The organism is Paenibacillus sp. DS2015 (genome assembly GCF_050433705.1).
Taxonomy (GTDB): domain Bacteria; phylum Bacillota; class Bacilli; order Paenibacillales; family Paenibacillaceae; genus Paenibacillus_AQ.
Genome location: NZ_JBNPWS010000009.1, coordinates 36,570 through 58,771, shown reverse-complemented (window position 1 = coordinate 58,771; position 22,202 = coordinate 36,570). Strand labels below are relative to the sequence as shown.

At 39.5% G+C, this 22,202-nt stretch carries 20 protein-coding genes and 2 pseudogenes; 5 read left to right on the top strand and 17 right to left on the bottom strand.

Annotation, left to right across the window (positions count from 1 at the left end; all coding sequences use genetic code 11):
* Positions 1–2: 2 nt before the first annotated feature.
* Entirely contained in the window at positions 3–260 is a 258-nt protein-coding gene (locus tag J2T13_RS10420) for a PqqD family protein (protein ID WP_429370941.1), read from the bottom strand.
* 228 nt (positions 261–488) lie between these two features.
* On the opposite strand from J2T13_RS10420, the pseudogene J2T13_RS10415 reads away from it, so the two are divergent.
* Positions 489–602 (top strand): annotated as a pseudogene (locus J2T13_RS10415) (IS30 family transposase); the annotation flags it as partial.
* 24 nt (positions 603–626) lie between these two features.
* Here J2T13_RS10415 and J2T13_RS10410 read toward each other — a convergent pair.
* Complete coding sequence (locus J2T13_RS10410) at positions 627–851, bottom strand: hypothetical protein (protein ID WP_429370939.1); 225 nt, start codon at positions 849–851, stop codon at positions 627–629.
* A gap of 214 nt (positions 852–1,065) precedes the next feature.
* On the opposite strand from J2T13_RS10410, the pseudogene J2T13_RS10405 reads away from it, so the two are divergent.
* Positions 1,066–2,027: pseudogene (locus tag J2T13_RS10405) on the top strand (IS30 family transposase).
* A gap of 1,281 nt (positions 2,028–3,308) precedes the next feature.
* On the opposite strand, the gene J2T13_RS10400 reads toward J2T13_RS10405, so the two are convergent.
* From J2T13_RS10400 to J2T13_RS10380, 5 genes are all read right to left on the bottom strand, one after another.
* On the bottom strand, positions 3,309–3,662 hold the full coding sequence (locus J2T13_RS10400; RefSeq protein WP_429370937.1) for a hypothetical protein: 354 nt from the start codon (positions 3,660–3,662) through the stop codon (positions 3,309–3,311).
* A gap of 4 nt (positions 3,663–3,666) precedes the next feature.
* Positions 3,667–4,770: a hypothetical protein gene (locus tag J2T13_RS10395; RefSeq protein WP_429370936.1), complete on the bottom strand. Its 1,104-nt coding sequence runs from the start codon at positions 4,768–4,770 to the stop codon at positions 3,667–3,669.
* Complete coding sequence (locus J2T13_RS10390) at positions 4,770–5,726, bottom strand: hypothetical protein (protein ID WP_429370934.1); 957 nt, start codon at positions 5,724–5,726, stop codon at positions 4,770–4,772. The genes J2T13_RS10395 and J2T13_RS10390 overlap by 1 nt, the downstream gene beginning before the upstream one ends.
* Before the next feature lie 893 nt (positions 5,727–6,619).
* Positions 6,620–6,751, bottom strand: coding sequence for a hypothetical protein (locus tag J2T13_RS10385; RefSeq protein ID WP_429370932.1), 132 nt, complete (start codon positions 6,749–6,751; stop codon positions 6,620–6,622).
* A gap of 157 nt (positions 6,752–6,908) precedes the next feature.
* Positions 6,909–7,328 carry a hypothetical protein gene (locus J2T13_RS10380; RefSeq protein WP_429370930.1) on the bottom strand — a complete coding sequence of 140 codons (420 nt, stop codon included), beginning with the start codon at positions 7,326–7,328 and terminating at the stop codon, positions 6,909–6,911.
* Between the two features lie 462 nt (positions 7,329–7,790).
* Here J2T13_RS10380 and J2T13_RS10375 point away from each other — a divergent pair, with 462 nt between their 5' ends.
* Positions 7,791–8,465, top strand: coding sequence for a helix-turn-helix domain-containing protein (locus tag J2T13_RS10375; RefSeq protein WP_429370928.1), 675 nt, complete (start codon positions 7,791–7,793; stop codon positions 8,463–8,465).
* A 605-nt stretch (positions 8,466–9,070) separates the two neighbouring features.
* On the opposite strand, the gene J2T13_RS10370 is transcribed toward J2T13_RS10375, so the two are convergent.
* The 6 genes from J2T13_RS10370 to J2T13_RS10345 all read right to left on the bottom strand — a co-directional run bounded on the left by J2T13_RS10370 (position 9,071) and on the right by J2T13_RS10345 (position 16,350).
* Positions 9,071–10,342 carry a cyclic GMP-AMP synthase DncV-like nucleotidyltransferase gene (locus J2T13_RS10370; protein WP_429370927.1) on the bottom strand — a complete coding sequence of 424 codons (1,272 nt, stop codon included), beginning with the start codon at positions 10,340–10,342 and terminating at the stop codon, positions 9,071–9,073.
* The gene (locus J2T13_RS10365; protein WP_429370925.1) at positions 10,335–11,447 is read right to left on the bottom strand and encodes an SAVED domain-containing protein; all 1,113 of its coding nucleotides are present in this window, start codon (positions 11,445–11,447) and stop codon (positions 10,335–10,337) included. Before J2T13_RS10365 ends, J2T13_RS10370 begins: the two co-directional genes overlap by 8 nt.
* Before the next feature lie 1,268 nt (positions 11,448–12,715).
* Positions 12,716–14,320, bottom strand: a complete 1,605-nt coding sequence (gene rlmD / locus J2T13_RS10360; protein ID WP_429370923.1) for a 23S rRNA (uracil(1939)-C(5))-methyltransferase RlmD — start codon at positions 14,318–14,320, stop codon at positions 12,716–12,718.
* Positions 14,321–14,381: 61 nt separating this feature from the next.
* Complete coding sequence (locus tag J2T13_RS10355; RefSeq protein ID WP_429370921.1) at positions 14,382–15,266, bottom strand: diacylglycerol kinase; 885 nt, start codon at positions 15,264–15,266, stop codon at positions 14,382–14,384.
* A gap of 21 nt (positions 15,267–15,287) precedes the next feature.
* Positions 15,288–16,058 (bottom strand): sirohydrochlorin chelatase, encoded by a 771-nt coding sequence (locus J2T13_RS10350; protein WP_429370919.1) that lies wholly within the window; start codon positions 16,056–16,058, stop codon positions 15,288–15,290.
* 1 nt (position 16,059) lies between these two features.
* Positions 16,060–16,350 carry a YerC/YecD family TrpR-related protein gene (locus J2T13_RS10345; protein ID WP_429370917.1) on the bottom strand — a complete coding sequence of 97 codons (291 nt, stop codon included), beginning with the start codon at positions 16,348–16,350 and terminating at the stop codon, positions 16,060–16,062.
* Positions 16,351–16,656: 306 nt separating this feature from the next.
* Here J2T13_RS10345 and J2T13_RS10340 point away from each other — a divergent pair, with 306 nt between their 5' ends.
* Positions 16,657–17,280 (top strand): tyrosine protein kinase, encoded by a 624-nt coding sequence (locus J2T13_RS10340; protein ID WP_429370916.1) that lies wholly within the window; start codon positions 16,657–16,659, stop codon positions 17,278–17,280.
* A 57-nt stretch (positions 17,281–17,337) separates the two neighbouring features.
* Here the strand turns inward: J2T13_RS10340 and corA are convergent, their stop codons facing one another.
* The 4 genes from corA to J2T13_RS10320 all read right to left on the bottom strand — a co-directional run bounded on the left by corA (position 17,338) and on the right by J2T13_RS10320 (position 21,310).
* On the bottom strand, positions 17,338–18,297 hold the full coding sequence (gene corA / locus J2T13_RS10335) for a magnesium/cobalt transporter CorA (protein WP_429370914.1): 960 nt from the start codon (positions 18,295–18,297) through the stop codon (positions 17,338–17,340).
* Positions 18,298–18,413: 116 nt separating this feature from the next.
* On the bottom strand, positions 18,414–19,403 hold the full coding sequence (locus tag J2T13_RS10330; protein WP_429370912.1) for an inorganic phosphate transporter: 990 nt from the start codon (positions 19,401–19,403) through the stop codon (positions 18,414–18,416).
* Positions 19,404–19,417: 14 nt separating this feature from the next.
* Complete coding sequence (locus tag J2T13_RS10325) at positions 19,418–20,032, bottom strand: DUF47 domain-containing protein (RefSeq protein ID WP_429370910.1); 615 nt, start codon at positions 20,030–20,032, stop codon at positions 19,418–19,420.
* A 204-nt stretch (positions 20,033–20,236) separates the two neighbouring features.
* Positions 20,237–21,310 carry a DUF3048 domain-containing protein gene (locus J2T13_RS10320; protein WP_429370908.1) on the bottom strand — a complete coding sequence of 358 codons (1,074 nt, stop codon included), beginning with the start codon at positions 21,308–21,310 and terminating at the stop codon, positions 20,237–20,239.
* A 323-nt stretch (positions 21,311–21,633) separates the two neighbouring features.
* Here J2T13_RS10320 and J2T13_RS10315 point away from each other — a divergent pair, with 323 nt between their 5' ends.
* Entirely contained in the window at positions 21,634–22,176 is a 543-nt protein-coding gene (locus J2T13_RS10315; protein ID WP_429370907.1) for a DoxX family protein, read from the top strand.
* Positions 22,177–22,202: the final 26 nt, after the last annotated feature.

Here is a 22,202-nt window from a genome sequence, read left to right as displayed (position 1 = left end):
TTTCACCTTACCTTAATAATCTTACTTCGTTTCAGTTCACTGATAAAATTCTCTACGTCTATATATAACTGTTGCTTAGAGACATTAGCATATTTGTGCTGTAACAATATAATAAGAGCTTCTATATCAAGACCAGATTCAATGCCTCTCCAAATATCAGCACCAATCTCATCTATGCCATAGAATAGACCTCGTTTTGTATCAAACAATACTTTCTCCCCATCTTCGTCAACAGTTCTAACATATGGATTAATCTTCATTTATTTTCTCCCATCCCAATCAATAATATCAATTAAAATTCAATATGTATCGTTAACACATGCAAGAATATTTTTTCCCGCATGTGCTAACGGACTACTTATCTTCCGACGGATTATAAAATGAAGTGCGACAGGTAAAAAGAAAAGGGCTCAAACTGAATTCTTTTCTTGTAAAATAGGATCGTTGCATCATTGCGGGCGATTATGTATAAGGAGATTGTCCTGGCCACTGATGAGGAATTGGCCAAGGTTATCCAACTTATTAACAACCATCCTCGTAAATTTCTAGGGTGGATGTCCGCTCACGAAGCTTTCATGGATGAACTGCCGCGATTAGATTGACAATCCGTCTTCCACAATCGAACATTAACAGTTGGAATGATTTGCACACGTATCATAAGGCTCCGAGGGCATACAGACAACTTCAAAATTACAAGTAGATCGCTCCAAACAGTTTTTCTGGAGATACTCTTGATATCCTGTCTTATCCACTGTAATGTTCTCCACACCCCATCCACAATCTCCCTGAATAAGATCCTTTGACTTGCCGAACTTTACTAACTTCGGTGTTGCGTAAATCTGATTGAACATTAAAATTACCTCCCATTTCTTGATTTAATTGTAGTTATAGGCCTATATTTTTCTCTACTTCCTTAAGTTAGCATTTATTGTTAATATATTCAATACTTATTTCTTGACGGATTGTAATATGAAGTGCGACAGCAGCTAAGAGAATAAAAAATGACTCATGGCTGATTCGTGTAGAATGAAGTTACCAGACACCATTCACAAGGAGAATCAGCCCATGAGCTATACACATCTTAGCATAATCGAACGTAGCCAGCTAGACATCCTCAACCGACAGGGGTGGACTGTTCATTCGTGCCATTGCACAAGAAATTGGGCGGCATCTTTCCACGGTACCACGAGAAATGAATCATAATCACGTGGAAGGCGTTTATGAGGCAGAAGTCTCACAACGAGCCTATCAACAGAGACGGGAATTCTCTATACCTGTTGGAAAGTGGACAGCTGAATTAGCCAAGGAAGTCGAAGAAAGGCTTCAGCAGACATGGTCTCCTGAATAAATTTCGCAGGGATACAAGGCGGCTGGAAACACACTGGTTTCTTTCAAAACGATCTACCTCTGGATTTATGCCGGACGATTAGCCCATGGCTGAAGTGAGCATGCTACGTCACAAAGGAAAACGTCGTAAACCGCTAGAAACAAGAAGAAGATTTCTAATGGGTAAATCGATTAAACAGCGCCCCAAGGAAGTCCGCTCCCGCGAGATATTCGGACACTGGGAGCTCGACACCGTGGTCTCCAGCCGTGGGAAAAGCAAGGCTTGTGTTGCGACCTTCATCGAGCGAAAGACACGACTGTATACAGCGATTAAAATGCCTGACCGAACAGCACTTTCTATGGAGATTGCCTTTGGTGTCGCCGCATCTCAGTACACACAGGGCACTTTCAAGAGCGCAACTACGGATTGAGGGAAAGAGTTTGCCTGCTTTAGCTCGCTTGAGTTTACTCACAACATAGATGTCTACTTTGCGGATCCCTACTCATCTTGGCAACGTGGTTCTAGCGAGAATGGAAATGGCCTCCTTCGAGAGTTTTTTCCCAAAGGCAAAGACTTCGCAGAGGTGACTGATGTTGAACTGGCTAAGGCTCTTAATCTCATTAACAACCGACCCAGGGAATGCCTGGGTTGGAAGACCGCTCACGAATCATTCACGGATGCTCTGTCGCACTTGGCTTGACAATCCGTCAACGTCAGATCAATATACTGAACTGTCAGTAAGCAAATATCCGCATAAAAAAAGACTTCCTTGTGAGAAGTCCTTTAATTACTTGTCTTATACAAACTCAATCTGTTCAATATGAATATACATCTGCTACAGAACACCCCTCAAACCCGCATTCCACCGTTGCCCGTATAAATAAACTCTTGCTACAAAACCGTGATTGCCTCCATTTTCCCCTCTACTTTTTCTATCACAACTTTATTATAATCTGAATAATGTCTTGATATAAAAACTGAGGAAAGGCTTGAATTTGCAGATCCCGCTCCCTCTCGTTCCAACCGCCTAAACCTCACGCACAGCAAGGCATCTCAGCCCTTCTCTCGCCTTTTTCTTCCCCACGTCAAATAGCTAACAATCTGCCGTCAGAGCAGGAGAAATCATAGGTGAAGTGCTGGGTTAAGGAAGAAATTAATCAGAGTAAATGATCGATTAAAGAAGTCGAGGAAACACATGAGATAAGCTTAAAAGCTGGATGAAAGAGTCGAGGTAAATCCTGAGAATGCAGTTGTGGTGAGGGATTCCAGAGGTTATGGCAGAAAAAAAGATAGAGTGAAAAGGCATGAGAAGCAAGGATTTTGGTGATGAGGCGAGGGTGGGCTGAGTAAAAGAAAGATAAAAAAACCGAGCGAATTGCAGGAGGAAATCCTGAAAATCGTTCGGCTCTATGGAATCGCATAGATCTGGGTTTGCACCGTGCTCCATTTAGCAATTTGATGGTTTTATCACGACTTTATTCGATTTTCAGCACGACTTTATTTGTAATATCACGGTATTATTAATTCTTTACACAATTGTTCAAAATGAATATACCCCTGCTAAAAAACACCCCTCAAACCCGCATTCTACCGTAGCCCGTATGAATAAACCCTTGCTACAAAACTGTGATTTCCCCGATTTTCTCCTCAACTTTTTCTATCACAACTTTATTAAAATCTGAATAATGTCTTGCTACAAACACAGGAAAAGGCTTAAAATTCGCAGATCCCGCTCCCTCCCACTCCAATCGCCCAAACCCCACGACCAGCAAGACATCTCAGCCCTTCTCTCGCCTTTTTCTTCTCTACGTCAAATAGCTAACAATCTGCCGTCAGAGCAGGAGAAATAAAAAATGGCTAGATTACTCTAATAAAAAAGCCCGTCTCTTTGGAAGAAACGGGGGGAATATGAGTTTGTTTTAATTTTTATACCTGATGAATCAATTCATCAGGTTGGGTGTTCTTAAAGGATTTCATAATATCAATTTGAAAAGGAAATCTCATCAGGAATAGAGGTCTCTGTGCTTTCAGTAAAATTATTTAGTTGAAAGTAATATTCATCGGGTTCAGTGACTTCAATTACAAAAGTTATCGGTTGTTCGCTAAACAATAACTCATCCGGTTCCGATCCCTCAATTGAGCGAGTCTCTGTACCCCTTCTACTAAAAATGTACTCATCGGGTTCAGTCTGTTCGATGGTTGCAGTTTTTTTTGTATAATCGCTATCACTAAAACTAATCTCGTCTGGCTCAGTATTTTCCCTTGACTCTGTAATAATACTGCCTTCTGAACGGTTATGTACCGAGTACCAGGCTAAGTATGGTTGTTTTTTCATTCATTCACCTCCTTTCAATGACTATCTGCAAATGTCCTTCTTGCGATAGGGGATGGGGCTTGTCTATTATTTCGACGATCTCTATACTATTTACGTTATATGACTGGATCAGATTAACAATACGAATATAGTTTTCTATGCTACTTGTCCCACTTCGGATAAGTAGTATTCTTTTAATCCTATTCTTTAGAAGATCGTCCTCAATTGTTTGCAATTCATCTTTTTGATTATTTAATAATGTTCTTGGTGATTCATCTAATTTAAGGTGCAGGACTTGGGCTGATTTATCACTTATTCCAATATTTTTTGGATTTATCTCACTAAAAGTAAAAAGGATGTGAATGGAGATTAAAAGTACACTTGCTATTAAACTTGCTCGAATATACTTTTCTATATTAAGAATAAATGATACTTCATTTGTACTTTCGTTATTACGAAGCTGATATTCTATGTATAGACCGTTAAGAAAAGTTTCCTCTGGTACAGTAGATTCTTTTATTGATCTATACGAAAAACGAGAATATGTTTTCACTTTAACTGATTCAAAGAAGAGTGTAGCAAAATTGATGAGAAAGTAAACTAAGTATAGACTTAATGTGAGGTAACTTAGCATCATGAATAGTGGCTTGTCAAAGATGTCTTTAAAATTAAGAACAGGTGGAATTAATAGAGGTATAAGAAACGCGAAAACCGCGAGATATGCCAATAACTTATTAAAGGATTTATTCTTTTTTTCCTTCAATTCATCTAGTTTATACATCAGTGTCTCTTTATAAACAATTCGCTTATCTGTCTCAGGGTGAGCATTCAGGAATGTAGCATGATTGGTTTTTAATCTCTCAATTTCCGAATCACTCAGATTACCGTACTTTGATAAACGTAGCGAATAAAACAACTTAAATCCTTTTGAATGTAGATTTATCTGTTCGGGCTGTCCACGCCAATATCCGTATGAACAAAAATAAAAAATCAGACCTCCCAGTCTTATGGCTAAGAGAGAGAATCGACGTTGTTTGGAATCCTTTTTAAGAGTACCAAAATTATCGTCATCTGAAATATTAAAACAAGGAAATACCCATGATAAAGAATTAATGAACCAGTAATACATTACCCCCCCACCCTTCGCTTTTGTAAAAAGGTTACTATAGATCTGGATATGGGTATACCAAGGGCTTGTTCTAGCCAAAGCCATTGCCCATTAGGATTTATCTCTAAAAACATATATTCATCCCCCACTTTTATAAAGTCAAATGCTCCGAAGGACAAATCTAAATCATCCATCAGGTCAAAACATTGCTTTATTAATCTGTAAGGTAGTTCTACATAACTATACTTGTTTATTGCGTCCTTTTTCCTCCAATCCACAGCATGGTTAGAATCAATCCTTACAGCATGGACAGTTCTTTCGATAATTGTCACCCTATATTCACCATCAAGCTTTCCGATATACTCTTGAAAGTAGGCTGGTGCCATAGATAACCCATCAAAGGAATTAGTGTAGTCTACCATATTAGTTTGAATGTATCTCCATCCATCAGGTCCCATAAACCTTCCGGTAGAGATAGGTTTCACAATTGTGCTTTGTTCTAGGGAGAACCGCTCCGCAGATATATTATCATTAGTTATTAGTGTACGTGCAAGATTAAACTTGACTCGTTCGGCAGATTTTAATTGGACTATCTTGTTTTCAGATCGCCGCAACACCGATGGTCTGGACAAGCATGAATAACCAACCGTCTCTGCGATTCCTTCAACAAGACTCATTATCTCTTTTTGCATAAATGGAATATATTGATTCTCAAAGGAATTTAAATCAGGAAAAGCAACCTTCCTATAATATAGTCCAGTGATTTCATCATCAGAGATACTTTCAACTTCATTGGTTATATGGATTCGGTCATTTTGTATTTGAATATGATATTGATCTAATCGATTTACATCTAACCTATACCATTGAATTTCACTACCGTAAGTTTTCATTAAATAATCGACTGTTTGATCTTCGGACTGGGTAATTACTAATACTTTTTTCAATGTATTAATCCCTTCTATATCTGTAATCATTGTTATTAACACTCCTTAGTAGTCTCGTGATACTACTATTCGTTAACAATAACGTTTAGACTTGAATTATTGTCTCACGCAGTTTTTTGAATTGGCTGTCCCTGCTTTTTGAGAAATCACTTGACCATTGTCGCTTATGCAACCACACCAACGATTTTGAGGTTGCTAATCCATCTCTTTTTTTCACTTTTAAACTTTCGTTATCAATAGGTAAGCAATTGATGTAATTTCCAGATCTACTCATACGCCACACGTAGCGTGCCAGTTTCTCAGCAGTACGCGTTCTCTCTAATTGAATGTAATAAATCATAAGTTCCTCGTTACTCACAGATCTGGGATTGATAGCATCTAAGAGTCGTTAAGCTAACAGTGTGACATCACTCCATTTCGAGATGATGTTTCCTCATTCTTACCTAATCGGTACATTTCACGCTTGGAAAATGTTCATTCTTTTCAATTAGTCTTGGGGCCATTCCTCTACTCCCATTACAGAAGATTCATCAGTCGTGCCCCTGTCATTACGTTAACCTTAACCCACCCTCTCATGGTTAAATTATTTTGCTACATATGTATTTATAGCCTGCAATGGATTATAAAATGCAAACGCGATCTTTAGCTATGGATTTAATGAACCCATTTGGATCATACAAAATAGTGAGTTCATAGCTACGTAATTAATTTTGGCCTAATTACACGATTATGCATCCTCATTTTACCATGAATACTGAATGATCTACACATATACTTATCACATTACCCTATAACCAAAGCACCATCCAAATATGACATAAAATTCCACTATATTCATAATTGAAAGGGATCGAACAATATCCGATCCCTTTACACCTTCTTTGGATTGGGATTATATTCATTTATATCCCTTCTATCCTCTATCATACTGTATACAGACGTAGCAACTTCAAAGCCGTTTTAGATTGCTCGATTTCACGCTGGCCTATTAATGGTATTTTGGTTTCATACTTCATTCTCTCAGTGATGGGCTTCAAGTGATTACTGGTAGCCATCCTTCTTTTACTTCCTTCTATCCTCAATACAAATCATTCTCCTATAAATCTTTTAGACTATACGATTTTTCTCAACATCGAAATTTATTGTCTGTCTCTAATACCTACGTTCAAGATAATTTTATTGTTTTTCTTTCTGATACAATCAAGCCAACTTTTAATTCCTCATAACACTGTAGAATTGTGTATATACTTCATCAGAAAACTGTATTTCAACCTTGTCATCCAATGGATAAAGTTGTTTTTTGCTTACAATACGATAGAAAAAGTCTAATCCATTTTCTTTACCATCAAAAATCCCTTTACTTATCTTATTAATGAAACCCTTGATTTCAGCGATATCAAAATTTTTATCAAATTTCTGATTTAAATATGCTGAAAGATCACTCATATCGAAGAACATAGTCAGATTTTTCTCATGACTACATATACGAGTCAACATATAGTCCAAGAGTTCATAATCCTCCTCCATAAATTTTGAATTTTCTGAAAACTTTAACATAGAACCTTTTTTTGATCCTCTTGCTTTTCTAATAAACTGTTCCGGCTCAAGCACTTGTTTCGAAATCTGCATCATTATCACTCCTTTGAGTTTTTAGACAAAGCCAGAACCAATCAAGACTATAGTCAATAAAAAAAACCGCTACTAAGGCTAGTCGCGGTTTTCTTTAACAATATATTTGATTGATTCATTAATTATTTTTTTAAACCTCATCTTTACTACACTTCCTCACAAACATTAATTGGTTATAATATATTTCTTTTTTATCCTAGCACAGAGTCCCTATGTTAGCAAATTATCAATAACGATAATACTCCCATTAAAAATCGGATGAACCCTTATATTGCTAGCCATCTATATTCTATATGATAGCTTGTACAAAGTCGTCCCTTTCCTTCTCTTCCCTTTGCAGATTCTATTGTTGTCTCGGGTGATCTTTATAGCGATTGCACACATAAGTGTTGGCAGTTCATTCGCAGTTTCCCTTGCAGTTTATTAGCAGTTCACATAGAATTAAGGTAATAAGAGGTGAAATATATGCAATTTTCAGAAGAGGATAAAAGAGCATTTGGAGAAATAATTGAAGAAACATCTCATATGCGTTCAAGAGCAGAAGTAATGTTCAAAGTGTTTTACAATATCGCTATGAAATTCAATGCCATATCTCCTCAATTAGTCCAAGAGGTTCAAAATTTCGCGGAATGGGGAGAAAACGCACAAGCTCTTGATATTCTCTCAAGAGGGTTGCAGGAAGTTGGTGGCACTATTCTATCCATTGCAGAACATGACACCACACAGTCTTTTACAACGGGGCAATTAGCAAAGATTTTCGGAGTAAGCATTTCAACCATTAACAACTGGATTGATGCAAAGCGATTTGTTGGTTTTACCCGTGGTAAACGGAATGAACAGGCTCGCATTAGCGAATCTACAGTATGGCGTTCTATGGCAGGTGAAAATTTGACCGTTGGTGAAGTTTTCAAACTGTATAACGAAAATCAAAAACGTCTGGTAAGCAAACCAGAGTATGAAGGCAAAGTTGGTTATATTCGATACTTAGTTGAAACGATTGGGGTCTTTGAAGCTCGATATGATGGAAAGTATGAAACTACAGTTAAAGAGAAAGGGGATCCAAATATATCTGATGATTTTATCTGGGCAAGAGAAGGAAAAGAGTGGCTATCTCTACTACGAGAAATTGAATTAATTTGATTCGAAATCCTGCTTTAAATTTTGAGTTGTTAGAACAGAAAATTTAAAAAAGGATACAGCCGATATTGGCGAGAAATGTGGAGACTATATTAGGAAAATGAATTGAGTAAGAAATGAGAAAAAAAGCCGAGCGAAATGCAGGTGTGGATACCTGGGTTTTGCTCGGCTCTTTGACAAGCTTTAAGTTTCCAAATGTAGACTTTAAGTGATGTGGGTGAACTTTATAGGGAATGCACAACAACCCTGGATTTACTCGAATACACAACTCTAAATTGTTCGTTGGACTCTTTCTTGTCAAAAAAATTGCAGCTCGGCTGATGAATCCCAGTCCTTCCCCATCCCTTTCCCCAAATCCCAAAAGCAATTAAGGGTTACGACCTGATCTTGGGCATAGTGAATCTCCCTTTTATTTCGTATCGGAGAAGGTAAAATAGATGATTAGAAGGATAACTCATGACAACAAGTTTTAATCTCTATTCCAGAAGAATACCGAAACTATTATTGTAGCTGATAATTCGGATGCATTTATATGGTTTCTTAGAAAGCTGTTGCGACCAAACAAAAAAGAAGCCGCATAAATAGCCAATTCTTTCTTTTTGCATGCGTTATTTGATTGGAACTTTAACTTCTTTTTCGCAAACGAGTGTACCTTGGTTGAAAACTCGACATATCATACTGTGATTACCCCTATAGCATGTGTGCTCCGTTACGCTTATTCCTTTTGATGTATGACCTCTATCAGTCCCAAATTCATCACCATAGTTGATAACTTCCCACTCGATTTCTGTGTAATTATTAAAATTTGGTTTAGCGGTAAAAGTGATAGATTTATCTTTAGGTATGCGTCCCTTTATTCCAGAGAGAGGGATAAGTGTCCCAGGTATCCACTCCACATTGACCATGATTTCAACGTCATTATATGCAGAATAGCTTTTACTAACCATAACTTGATCAACGGATTCTGTAATAAGATCTCCCCAATAGTCGTGCCGGAAGAACTCCTTCCAAGTAGATACCGCTTGTTCATCTGTGCAATCATCTTTAAATAGCACATAATCTAGTTTCTTGATTTGATTAGTTAATCGTGTATGCAAATTCTTGACCTTTTGTTCATCCTTATCCGTGTACAACAGGCTCAAGCTACTATCTGTCGGGTTTTGAATAGATTTATTATCTTCAAGACGATCTCTAATTTTTTGTATCGTATAGTAGAACGTTTCATCTAAGCGATCTTTGGACTGAATACATTCTGCAACCAATACGGATTGAATAAGACCCCCAGGCATTGACCATCCAGTTCTCGATTTGCAAAACATCTTTAAAAGGCTAACGACCTTTTGAACATCTTGGTTAGACGTATTGTTTACATTGTTAAACCAATCACTAATAGCTTCCGGATCACGACTTCGCCATTCACTTCCACAATGTTCGTAAGAGATATAACCATTTGAATCGATAAATTTCCGATAGATCGCGAAATCAATATGGTATCCATCCGCATATTCAATACGAATGCAATTTGTTAAGGCTTCTGGTTCTGTTTTGAATTGTTTACATTTTCGCTTAAGAGCATCAACAACCATGTTTTTTGTTGCAATCATCCCGTCCGGAAGATTATCTTTGTCGAATATAATAGCAACATCGATGTCATATTCATTTTCTTCGTTTTGAACAACCGTCTCCATTGCCATACTACCTTGAACTACATGATCAATCAACTCAAAATCGGTCTTCTTTTCAGCGTTATACTCCACTATTCCAGACTCTAATCTATCAATATTCAAGTCTTTTTTTTCAATCAAATTCTCTTTTTCATCATCGAACAGGACGACATGTTCCGAATAAAAGGTATTGAAATTACTATCTAAATTATGCACGGTTTATATTCACTCCTTCAGATTCATTTATTAAGAATTCTCCTGATCGATCACCATTAATTACAATTCCCCATGGATATAGAGGAGTAGATTGTTGGGAGAACTGATAGTGGGTAATCTCTGCATGACGAGTTATATCTATGAGCCTCCCAAGTTCAAATGAAAAACAGCTTTGCCCTGAATAAACGAGGTGTATTTTCTTTAAAGTAGGAATCTTTCGCGTTAAGGATTCAAGGGTAACAAGTGTTTGCTTGACGTAATTGTGAAGTTGTTTTTTAGTTTCAATAATATTATCTTGCGGTTTTCGTACTTGAATCATGTAATGAGGACAGGTGAATTGAGTCAGTTGACCCTCAACAATTTGAGAAGTAAGACTAATGCTTACCACGATCTCGGCAAATGTTTCTGACTGTTGGTTTTTAATAAAAGATGTAATATCTGGAATAATTAAATGGGTGTTTGATTTAAGCTTTGCTTTTTCATGTAGCTGATAATATTTAGAAGTGAATTTGTTATATTCGAAAAATTCATCTATTCCTTCTCTACCAAAGGTGTTCCCTGCAAGCATAATAAGAGGAGAAGGAGCAATTCCTGTATAACCTCTCTTTTTATCACGGGTTTCGGATTTGAAGTTATTGGTTTTTTCTATTAGTTCTTCCTTTATTTCGGTATAAACGGTCTCGTTTATACCCTTCTTAAATAGACGAATAAAGTCAATCTCTCTTTCTTTAAATTGAAAATGATGAAGTCCAACATCTTCATGTCGATATTCTATTCTTCGATCTGGGAAGTAACCATTGATATTCAATATGTACATCTTGGCTTTAATATGACGAAACAGAAACCATGAACATGCGAGTAATATGAAGCCAATTATTAATTGTACATAGTTAGTCTCCACGTCTTTATTTTTAAAAATCGCAATAATTTCTGCATCCAAGGTTCCAAAAGAAGTTAAGACTAATTCTATTCCTGCTGCAAATAAAACGTCGGAGAATATTTCTTCCTTCTGATTCCGTCTCCAATGTCGAAAGATAAAAAATATAATGCCGATCAATAAGATAACTAGCATAGTGAAAAAAATAGTCATATTGCTAAGTTGCATACAGGTAGACTCCTTTATAATTACTAGAAAAAGTATAGCACATATGTTCTTGATTGGTACAATAAATGACAATCATTTTATCGATATAATCTTTCTCTACTTTGTAACCTCACAAAAAACCTGTACTTTGTAAAAAAAATAATAATAACTGTCCTCTTCCCCCCACAAAATCCCCCAGATCCCTTACGCCACAAGGATTTCAATCCATATCCGAGTAACAAATCGAGATAATAATTCTTGTCCTCAAAAGAGGGGAATTCAAAGTAAAAACTGGAATACAAATGGTTTAGTTGTGTATGAAAGGAGAGAATAATTGCTGTCCTCAAAGGCAGAGAGAATGACAGAGGAAAGATAGGGAAATCCGGATTGGACGAACTTAAAATATGAGTTGTGAAGGGAGGAAATATGGTAGTGAATGATTACGATACCCCCTTCAAACCATTGATGATACTGGTTTCTGATTGAAATATCATTGGGTAAAAGAAGGTGATTTCTTGCATAGGGGGGAAAGAGAGAGAAAAAGAGAAAATCACTTTTCTCCTTTTTTCGTCTCTACTATGTTCAAAATGAATATACCCCTGCTAAAAAACACCCCTCAAACCCGCATTCTACCGTAGCCCGTATGAATAAACCCTTGCTACAAAACTGTGATTTCCCCGATTTTCTCCTCAACTTTTTCTATCACAACTTTATTGAAATCTGAATAATGTCTTGCTACAAACACAGGAAAAGGCTTAAAATTCGCAGATCCCGCTCCCTCCCACTCCAATCGCCCAAACCCCACGACCAGCAAGACATCTCAGCCCTTCTCTCGCCTTTTTCTTCTCTACGTCAAATAGCTAACAATCTGCCGTCAGAGCAGGAGAAAACATAGGTGGAGTACTGGGTTTAGGAAGAAATTAATCAGAGTAAATGATCGATTAAAAAAGCCGAGGAAACACATGAGATAAGCATAAAAGCTGGATAAATAGAGCCGAGTTAAATATTGATAATGCAGGTGTGGCAAGGGATTCCAGAGGTTATGGAAGAAAAAAAGAGAGAGGGAAAATGCCTGAGAAAAAGGATTAGAGGTGATAAGGCGAGGATGGGCTGAGTAAAAGAAAGATAAAAAAAACCGAGCGAAATGCAGGAGGAAATCCTAAAAATCGCTCGGCTCTGCGGAATCGCATGGATCTGGGTTTACACCGTGCTCCATTTAGCGATTTGATGGTTTTATCACGACTTTATTTGATATTTAGCACGGGTTTATTTGTAATATCACGGTATTATTAATTCTTTACAAATCCCTTAACCAACAACGCAACACTCTCCACATGCACCGTATGCGGGAACATATCCACCGGTTGTACCTCTACCGTCCTATACCCGCCATCCTCTAGCACTCTCAAATCCCTCGCTAACGTCGAGGGATTACAGCTCACATACACTACTCGCTCTGGTTGCATCGCTAAGATTGTCTCTAGCAGTCTTGGATCGCAACCTTTACGTGGTGGATCGACGACGATAACATCTGGCGTAATGCCTTGTTCTTTCCAGCGTGGAATGACATCCTCAGATGCACCGACTTCGAAGGTAACGTTCTTCATCCCGTTAAGCTCTGCATTCGCACGCGCGTCTTCAATCGCTTCAGGTACGATTTCTACACCGTACACCTGCTTAGCATGCTGAGCTAAGAACAATGAGATCGTGCCAATACCGCAGTAGGCATCGATGACGGTCTCTGCTCCTGTAAGTTCAGCGTAATCCAACGTTTTGCCATATAGTACTTCTGTCTGAACTGGATTGACTTGATAGAAAGAACGCGCAGAGATAGCGAACTTCACATCACCAATGTAATCATATATAACTTCATTTCCCCAGAGTACCTTAGTCTGATCTCCGAAGATGACATTTGTCTCTTGAGTGTTGATATTGTGGCAAATGCTAGTCACTGCCGGCATGGTCTTCCTAATCTCAGCAATCCATGTATCTACGTTCGGAATCTTCGCGCCATTCGTCACTAGAATAACCATCATTTCTCGGGTACGGAAAGCTACTTTGACAACAACATGTCGCAGCAGTCCTTGACCTGTCTCTTCATCATAGGATGTTATACCAAGCTTACGACCGATAGCTCTGATATGATTGATGATCTCATCATTACTTTCATGCTGGATAAGGCATGTCTCCATCTCAATAATACGATGGCTACCGCGTGCATAGAACCCGCCAACAATCCCCGCCTCAGTGGCACCGATGGGAACTTGAGCTTTATTACGATAACGCCAAGGATCACTCATGCCGAGCGTAGGAAGCACTTTTACGCCTTGCTCACTCGCTGCTACATAAACTTCCGAAGTAGCACTTGCACGGCTTTCACTCTCCGCACTCTCTACGCCCACTGTACTCTTAACATTCGCTTCACTCGCACTTATATTCTCTCCGCTGGCCGTATCCTCACTTAGCGCCTTCGCTCTAAAGCTTCGTTCCCCTGCTACATCTAGCTTCCCGATACGCATTAGATTGTCCACCACGAGCTTTCGTTTCCACTCTAATTGGGCGCTGTATTCCATATGCTGCAATTGGCAGCCACCACATTGATCATAGATAGCACAGGGTGCTTGTATCCGATCTGGACTGGCTTCGACGATATCCATCAGCTTGGCATAGCCAAACTGCTTCTTCGTCTTGAGTACTTTCACACGGGCTTTCTCCCCTGGGAGTGCGCCCTGCACAAATAGGGTATAGCCCTCTGCGCGGCCTACCCCTTCTCCGTCATGGTTCATGCCAATGATGTCAATGACGACTTCATCGTTCTTGGATACCGGCAATCCGACAATGGGAGCCGGACTGCTACGGCGACCAGAGTTCCGGCCGCTGCGGTGGTTTCTCATGATGCTATATTCACTTCTTTCTTTATCTTCTCTTCTTAAGTCAAATGCTCAAATTCGTACTTTAGGCAAAAATACGCATATGTTGCTTCAACACATCAAAGGTTGCAGGTAACGAGCCACCAAGCTCACCATCTAAGTTAAGTAACACATTACCCGGGGAACTCACCTCAATATGATCCGTCTGGAAATGGATGACATTCTTATCGTTCAAATGTCCACCCCTTAAGGCTAATCTGACGACACGAACGAATTCTGGCAAGTTACAATTCTTAAGAGCAATCACATCAAAGAGACCATCATCGATGGTAGCACTAGGTGCAAGCTTCTCAAAACCACCTACAGAGTTAGTATTAGCGATAAGGAATAGCATGAATTCATCATGGATTCTTTCCTGACCGTTGGCCTTAATAATAAGTTCCTGAGGTGACAGACTGACCATCTTCTCAATCCCTTTGAGATAATAGGCTAGTTGACCAATAAGCGTCTTAAGTTTACTAGGCACGTCGTAGGTTAATTCTGTCAGCGTACCGCCACCTGCAATGTTAATGAAGTAACGATCGTTGGCTTTACCAATATCAATCGGACGTGTCTCTTGACGTATGATTACATCACAATATTCTTCCCAATTCTTCGAGATTCCAAGCCCTCTGGCAAAATCATTGGTTGTTCCAAGTGGAAACAACCCGAGTGGTGGAAGGTTGTCCTTCTCCGCCATACCGTTTACAACCTCGTTCAGCGTACCATCTCCACCTGCAGCAATGATGAGGTCATATCCCCGCCCTACTGCATCTGCAGCTTCCTTAGTCGCGTCTCCCTCTTCTGTCGTTGCATGGACCGAAGTCTCAATGCCGCCTTGATCGAGTCGTTGTAATATATCTGCTAGACGTCTCTTCATTTCTTCTCGACCAGAAGTGGGATTATAAATTAATCTAGCTCTTTTGTTCATACTAAGAACCCCACCTGTTTATCATAATTTCAAACCTGCTAACATGAAATGTGCCTGGTTACCTATCCATTCAGATAACAACGGATGCGGTAGAATAGCTCTGCCTGTATAGCGATAGGATAATCCTTCGAGACGATCCGGAATTACCTTTCGTATGAAATAGCCCTCACTTAGAAAAAGAGGGGCCACAATCACCTGATATCCATGCTCTCTTTGCCAATACTCCATACGTTCACGCACGGAGTCAGGATTAAGTAAAGCATAATCAACAGCAACTACATTACTAATATTGTATACTTTCTCAGCGAGTGAAGATATCCCCTTCACCCAGCGTTGTCTGAAATTCTCATAAATACTACCATGTCCTACCAGTAGAATAACTTCCTGCTTCGGTTCTACACATAAATCGCGAACCTTGTCCCAGACCATCTGAGCAATCTCAGGGTCATCATTCATCGGCGTTCCATAATGTATATTCGCACGAATGTGGAAAGGTTCCAAGTCAGTATTTGAATCAGCTGTATCTTTCGCACCCAGTGCATAAGCTATTTCATCTACATGGGTACTTCCAGATGATACAAATAGAGGAATGACGATAATGTCCGTAACACCTTGATCCTCAAGAACATCAATGCCATCTTGAATAAGTCTTCCTTCCACGATCTCCAAGAACGAAACCGCCACAGGGATATCCCCCTGTAGCGGCAACTTTTTGACCGCTTCATCCACCAGTTCAACCCAAGAAGATTCCCTTGAGCCATGGCTGATAATAAGCACGCCTGGTTTACACATCTTAACGTCCTAGACGCTCTAGCGACATTTTGTACCCATCGTTACCATAGTTCAAGCAACGTTTCACTCGTGAGATGGTAGCAGTACTTGCCCCTGTCTCTGCCTCTATTTGATTATATGTCGAACCCTTGCCTAGCATACGTGCTACTTCTAGACGCTGAGAAAGTGACTGTATCTCATTCACTGTGCACAGATCATCGAAAAATATATAACACTCTTCTAAATTTTTAAGAGTCAAAATGGCTTCAAACAATTGATCTACACTTTTATCATCAAGTTTCTTTAATTGCACTGGCTAATCATCCCCTACTGTTACTAAGTAATCTCATTGTACCCGACTCAATGCAGTCTTTTCAAGCATTAACGGTTTATCGCTGTGCAGAATAGAATGATTACCGATTCATAGATGCTCGATCACGGAGTATTAGATGTATTCCGCATCCTCCAAATAGACCCAATTCCTCTTACTATAATTTTATTCTAGGCATGTGCCCGATTCCCCTTCCTACATAAGAATAACCGGGCATTCGTCCATACCTTATGTTTGCCTATCACATACATATACAGTAAACCCACACAAAAAGGAAAGTGATAATTCATGGTTCAACATTACTATCATCGTTCCCCGAGCAATAAACGTTCACTGTCCGAGCCATTCACAACACCCTCACTGGACTCCCAATACATTTATCCTGGCATTAGTCCCTTCGGGAATATCCCGCAAGTAGAATCTTCAGCCCTTACTCCTTTTCAAGGAGGTGCCGCAGGGTTGCCCGCTCCTAGTGCTGGCTTTGGCGCCGCCGAGTGGATTAACCCTGTTGTAGAAGTTGCCCCTGTGGCTGCTGCTACCGCAGCTAAGACTGGCTTCTCTCTAGCGAATCTAGGCGAGCTTAAAGGTGTTATCGATCGAATGGGAGGAATAGACGGCATTGTCAGTTCAATGGGTAAATTTCAGAAGGTGATGTCAGGTGTCCAGCAGATGGCTCCCATGGTTAAGCTAGTGATGGGCTCCTTTGGCAAGGGTTCAACGAAAGGAACATCTAGTGAGGACGGAGATGGCATGTTCTATGTTCCTCCTAAGCGGCGTCGCAAGAAATCGGCTCCCAAAAGTAAGAAAAAGCCTTCACGTCGAACTTCTAAAGGAAACAATACATCTAAAAAGAAAACTTCTAAAAAGAAAACTTCTAAAAAGAATATTTCTAATAAGAATCGACGTAAATAACACATATTTGAGGAAAAATGCTGTCATTTAAAGAGAGTGAACCACTTACACTCTCTTTTATTTGAACCAGCCCCTGCGTATGAACCACATGACCATCCCTCCACCTAACAAGAACATGAATGCCATGACTGCTGCATAACCATATTGAAAATGAAGCTCTGGCATATTCACAAAGTTCATTCCATAAATTCCAGCAATGAGCGTTAGTGGCATGAAGATCGTCGTAATTACCGTCAGTGTTTTCATAATCGCGTTCATACGATTCGAATTAACGGATATGTAGCTATCTCGTAGGTCCGCTGTCATTTCACGATCTGCTTCTATCATATCTGTAAGCTTCAATAAATGGTCATAAATATCTGCAAAATATACCTTGTGCTCACCACTGCTCTGGACATGCTGCGAGTTAATAATTCTATACATAAGATCCCGCATCGGTACAATCGTTCGACGTAACTTCAGCAGTCGCCCGCGCAGATTAAATACTTGACTCATTAACTCTTCTACAGATTCATTCCCCCCCTGGCTTTCAAGCTCTGCCAGTTCATCCTCAATAGAATATAGGCTAGGGAAGTAACGATCCACCATCATATCAATCATCGTATACGCGCAAGCTATGGGGCCACGAGACCATATTTTGCGATCATGTGCATGCTGGACAATTTGCGCCCATGCTTCATCGATCTCTGGAAGCTCTCTCTGATGGAAGGATACCAATAGATCAGGACCCAAGAATAAATCCACTTCCTCTGCATGCAACGTATCAGGATTAAGCGCATGTAAGACAAGAAACTGTAGGTCGCCATAGAAATCAAGCTTGGGCCGCTGTAGCACATACATACAATCTTCTACTGCCAGCGGATGAAAATGGAAATGAGTATCCAGTAATAGTGATTCTTCCGTTGTTGGAGCATTGAAATCTACCCACAACCAAGCATAATCACTCATTTGGATCTCATCCAATGGAATTCCAACCTTGATATCGTGTGAATGAGTAATGGCAAGTGTCCTAATCATAAACTGTCCTTCTCTCTTTATATCACTTCTATTCATCATACAAAATGAAACAAAAAAAGCCAACCTTCAGCGATTGGCCCACTCTATCCCCATTATCTATATATATATGGTTGTTGTTAAAATAAGATTTTAAATAATAGCCCTGAAAGCACAGCTGCAATTGGTATGGTAATAAACCATGTAACGATGATTCGCCCAGCAAGTGACCATTTCACCTCAGAGAAACGTTTCGCACTACCAACACCCAAGAGAGCTGATGTAATGGCATGTGTTGAGCTTACAGGCATATGAAGAACCGTTGCTGTTAATATAACTGAAGCGCCCGTCATATCAGCTGCGAAGCCATTAATCGGTTCAATCTTGAAAATTTTAGTTCCCATCGTTTTAATAATTTTCCACCCACCAATGGAGGTACCAAGCGCCATAGCTGTAGCACAAGAGAGCTTAACCCAAAGTGGAACCTCTAGCGACTCTAATTGTCCTGATGCAACCAGAGCAAATGTAATAATTCCCATCGATTTCTGTGCGTCATTTGTTCCATGTGTGAAAGATTGGAACGCGGCCGTAACAATTTGCATTGAACGGAAACCTTTGTTCACCGTATGTGGGCTTTTTTTGGCAAAGATCCATTTCAAAACGGTCATGACAATATAACCAATAGCAAATGCGATTAATGGGGAGAAGATCAGTACTTTAACGATACTAATAAATCCTTCCCATTTCACGTGATCCGATCCTGCACCGACTAGTACTGCCCCCGCCAAAGCACCGATTAACGCGTGTGAAGAGGATGATGGAATACCGAACCACCAAGTCACTAGGTTCCAGATAATCGCAGCTAATAGAGTCGCAATTACGATTTCCATTCCGTTATCTAGTGTTGCTGGATCAGCAATACTGCCCCCAATGGTTTTGGCAACCCCAGTAAACAGAATAGCTCCCAGAAAATTCATACATGCTGCCATAATAATAGCAACTCGCGGTTTTAGTGCCCGTGTAGATACAGATGTTGCAATGGCATTCGCTGTATCATGAAAGCCATTAATGAAATCAAATGCTAAAGCAAGAAAAATGACAATGGCTAATATAAAAAATGACGTATCCATGTTAAATTGACTCCTTAAGAGTTACTCATGATAATTGATTCCAGCATATTGGCTACATCTTCACACGTATCTGTGGTTTGTTCAAGGCGTTCATAAATCTCTTTTTTCTTAATCAGTTCAATAGGATCACTCACAGTATCGAATAAGTTCTTCACACAAATTCGAAGCAAATCATCACCTTGATTCTCAAGGTCATTAAGGCGAATCGTATGTTCACGAATTTGAAGAAGTTTCTTCTGAGATAACAGATTGATTGACTTCTGAATAACATAAGCTGATTGACGCAATATCTCCGCAAATTGTACAACATACTCATCCGGATTGAGATGATTATACATATAGAATCGAGAAGCAGTAGCTTCCAGACCATCCATAACATCATCCATACTCGTCGTCAGGTCCATAATGTCATCACGGTCGATCGGAGTAATAAACGTTTTGTTGAGCTCCTTAATGATCGTGTGTGTATATTCATCACACTGAGTCTCATACTTTTTCATTCCATCAGCAAAAACATTTATATCTTGAAGATTTGAAACTTGCTGAGCGAAATAATCAGCGGCTTGTACAATCGTATCTGCCATACTCTCCAATGTTTCGAAAAATATGTCCTTCTTCTTAAACTTCATTACGATTACCCCTTTGCAGAATATTGCCGTGAACGAAAAGCTAAACAAACAAATGACAACCCAAGTTATCTTACCATATCCAACAGCTCTTTTTAAAGGCGGTTCCGATCTTTTTTTACAAAGTTCGCGAACCTTTTTAATAATCACCTAATTACAGCGAATTCACCCAATTGTTACCTTTAGATTGCCACGTTTAGCTCGTTTTTATTCAGCATTCGTCACGGTTACGTGACTATCAAAAGTAGGTTCATTAGGGACAATGTTTATATAAGTAGTACCAGGTACGAAAGGGACCTCAATTCCATCCTTCACAAATCTAATGACATCATCAGCTTTATGAATCCAATTCCCTTTAATCATCACGCCTCGTTGGAACAACATCGCTTCTCCACCTGATTCCAAATCAACAGAAAGTCTACCTACATCATCCAGCACTTTATGATCCGCTCCCATAACGATCACGTTCGCAGCCTGTAGCTGCTCATTGTTGTTAAGATCAATGTGTGGACTGTCATTAATGGAACGCTTGTACATTTGTGAGGCCGTGTCATATTGATATGAGACTTTGTATCCTTTAAGTAGAAAGCTAATATCGATCTTATTCGCGTTCTCACCCGATATAAGTTCATCATTCGTACGGAAAGGATAACTGGGTATGGTTACTTCCGTCTTATACTTCAGCTTGTCCGCACCTGCACGTAACTTCTCCACATCGGTATACAAATTGTGAGGTGCTTTCCGGCTCTTATCTCTCCAAAAAGAAGCCCCCGCATTTCCAATCTCATCAAGATCTTCTTTGCCCTGCTTTTGTATGATTGAATAGGCAGCTTGACTCCCCCCAGCATGTACTAACAATCCATTATAACTCTCACCTAGTTCAATTAAATAAGGTCTTATACTTCTTACGGGTCCTACTGTAACAACCTCATTATGGCTCTGGTAAATAGCCACAAAGCGTGTTACCCCACCCTCTGCCAGCACCTCGTATACGATATCTGCTTGTGTCAGTCCTGATTGAGGTCTAGCTTGTGGCGCATTATTAACCATTACAGCAATTGGTCTCAGCGTTGAGACCAATTCAACAGGAAGTCCTGTAAGCGGGGCCGTGTATAGTAGACTTGCGACCTCTAATGGTTCTGGAGTTTGTTCTTCTGTAATTGTTGGAACATCCACAGGTGTTACAATTTCTGCCTTCTGGGTGTCATCGTTATTACAGGAAGAGAGTAGTAATAATGCCAGCATTCCGCCCATAAGGCGCGAAAATTTAGGTGGATTCATGATAAGGTTGCAGCTCCTCTCATATTGCCAATATCTTCTTCGTCATTCCATTATAATCATAAAAGGTTCTACTTGTCTGTGAAAGCTGCCTTAAAGATCACTGAATAGCTTGTTCGAGCGTAAATTCTTGTATTATTTCCTTAGTAATAGACACTAGGGAAAGCCGATTTCAATATACTTCAAAATTTATTTTAAAATTTATCTAAAATTGTGATTAATATCACACATCATGTGAAATTATTCACATATAATAAAGACATCAAAGACGATCATCGCAACAAACAAACTTAGAACAAACAAAAATATACTTAGGAGTGGATATTATGTTTAACAATTGGCTAAGAAATAATAAAATGGCTATGTGGATTCTAACCGTCATTCGTGTATATGTAGGGTATCAGTGGTTCACAGCAGGCTGGGGTAAATTAAGCAGTGGTGGATTTAATGCAGCTGGATTCATTCAAGGAGCTATTGCCAACAGTACTGGAGATCACCCAAGCGTTCAAGGCTGGTGGGCAACATTCTTAGAACATGCCGCACTACCAGGTGTCAAATTCTTCAACGTTCTTGTTCCATTAGGTGAGACGCTAGTAGGACTTGGACTCATTCTAGGTACATTTACTACTTTCGCAGCACTTATGGCCATTGTAATGAACGCAGCCTTCCTTTTCTCGGGAACTGTAAGCACCAACGCACAATTGCTTATACTTGAAGTATTCATCGTCGTAGCTGCTGCCAATGCAGGCCGCATCGGACTTGATCATTGGGTAATGCCTTATGTACGTAGTTTGTTTCACAGAAAAGATAAAACACCCACTATGACAACTAAGCCTAATGCAAGAATAAATACGAAGGCTACTGTATAACATATCCTTAAGTAGCACATCTATTA

Excerpts from the sequence above, each read along its gene's own strand:
- J2T13_RS10420 (WP_429370941.1), bottom strand. The coding sequence starts at position 260 with ATGAAGATTAATCCATATGTTAGAACTGTTGACGAAGATGGGGAGAAA.
- J2T13_RS10410 (WP_429370939.1), bottom strand. The coding sequence starts at position 851 with ATGTTCAATCAGATTTACGCAACACCGAAGTTAGTAAAGTTCGGCAAG.
- J2T13_RS10400 (WP_429370937.1), bottom strand. The coding sequence starts at position 3,662 with ATGAAAAAACAACCATACTTAGCCTGGTACTCGGTACATAACCGTTCA.
- J2T13_RS10395 (WP_429370936.1), bottom strand. The coding sequence starts at position 4,770 with ATGTATTACTGGTTCATTAATTCTTTATCATGGGTATTTCCTTGTTTT.
- J2T13_RS10390 (WP_429370934.1), bottom strand. The coding sequence starts at position 5,726 with ATGATTACAGATATAGAAGGGATTAATACATTGAAAAAAGTATTAGTA.
- J2T13_RS10385 (WP_429370932.1), bottom strand. The coding sequence starts at position 6,751 with ATGGCTACCAGTAATCACTTGAAGCCCATCACTGAGAGAATGAAGTAT.
- J2T13_RS10380 (WP_429370930.1), bottom strand. The coding sequence starts at position 7,328 with ATGATGCAGATTTCGAAACAAGTGCTTGAGCCGGAACAGTTTATTAGA.
- J2T13_RS10375 (WP_429370928.1), top strand. The coding sequence starts at position 7,791 with ATGCAATTTTCAGAAGAGGATAAAAGAGCATTTGGAGAAATAATTGAA.
- J2T13_RS10365 (WP_429370925.1), bottom strand. The coding sequence starts at position 11,447 with ATGCAACTTAGCAATATGACTATTTTTTTCACTATGCTAGTTATCTTA.
- rlmD (WP_429370923.1), bottom strand. The coding sequence starts at position 14,320 with ATGAGAAACCACCGCAGCGGCCGGAACTCTGGTCGCCGTAGCAGTCCG.
- J2T13_RS10355 (WP_429370921.1), bottom strand. The coding sequence starts at position 15,266 with ATGAACAAAAGAGCTAGATTAATTTATAATCCCACTTCTGGTCGAGAA.
- J2T13_RS10350 (WP_429370919.1), bottom strand. The coding sequence starts at position 16,058 with ATGTGTAAACCAGGCGTGCTTATTATCAGCCATGGCTCAAGGGAATCT.
- J2T13_RS10340 (WP_429370916.1), top strand. The coding sequence starts at position 16,657 with ATGGTTCAACATTACTATCATCGTTCCCCGAGCAATAAACGTTCACTG.
- corA (WP_429370914.1), bottom strand. The coding sequence starts at position 18,297 with ATGATTAGGACACTTGCCATTACTCATTCACACGATATCAAGGTTGGA.
- J2T13_RS10330 (WP_429370912.1), bottom strand. The coding sequence starts at position 19,403 with ATGGATACGTCATTTTTTATATTAGCCATTGTCATTTTTCTTGCTTTA.
- J2T13_RS10325 (WP_429370910.1), bottom strand. The coding sequence starts at position 20,032 with ATGAAGTTTAAGAAGAAGGACATATTTTTCGAAACATTGGAGAGTATG.
- J2T13_RS10320 (WP_429370908.1), bottom strand. The coding sequence starts at position 21,310 with ATGAATCCACCTAAATTTTCGCGCCTTATGGGCGGAATGCTGGCATTA.
- J2T13_RS10315 (WP_429370907.1), top strand. The coding sequence starts at position 21,634 with ATGTTTAACAATTGGCTAAGAAATAATAAAATGGCTATGTGGATTCTA.